The sequence below is a fragment of the Vibrio sp. Y176 genome (assembly GCF_033438945.1).
Genome location: NZ_JAWOQS010000856.1, coordinates 1 through 584, shown reverse-complemented (window position 1 = coordinate 584; position 584 = coordinate 1). Strand labels below are relative to the sequence as shown.

1 pseudogene is annotated in these 584 nt (G+C 48.8%); it reads left to right on the top strand.

Annotated elements, in window-relative coordinates:
• A pseudogene (locus R7O13_RS29050) lies at positions 1-584 on the top strand (lactate dehydrogenase); the annotation flags it as partial.

Here is a 584-nt window from a genome sequence, read left to right as displayed (position 1 = left end):
TCTGTGCCTACTCGTGTACTACCCTTCGGATGAAGAACCTTTCGCGACGCTGGATGACAACGCGCAAGACGAAGTTTCTCGTTTTGTCTCTCAAGAGTACACAGCGGAAGCAAGTGAGCCACCAGCGGAACCTTCTAATCACCTTAGAGAGCGTATTGACCAAAAATACCAAACGATTTTGGCTCGTGGTAACGTCGAAGATCCGCTCGGTAACTTATCGGTATTTCATTACCCATCGAAAGGCGCGTTAGTTCGTCCTCCTTACACCTCGTACGCGCACTATTTGCATGTACTTGATATGTGTTGCCCTAACAAGCGGGTTTCGATTTACATGCCACAAGATCCCCTGCTCCGCTCTGCAGCGTTGAGCGTTTGTTTGTCTCGTATTCAAGAGTAAAACGTCGATCTGATGTATGTAGAAGAAGACGCTGGCTGGGACATGACCGCTCCGTTTGGCAAAGTGGATATTGCCTACATGAGTTGGTGGCGCGATCGCTGGGCGATCTCCAGTCAAGGCGAAAGCCACAAAGGCATTTGCTACCTTGCTGGCGATAAAAATGAACCAGAAAAGTGGTTTAACGTTG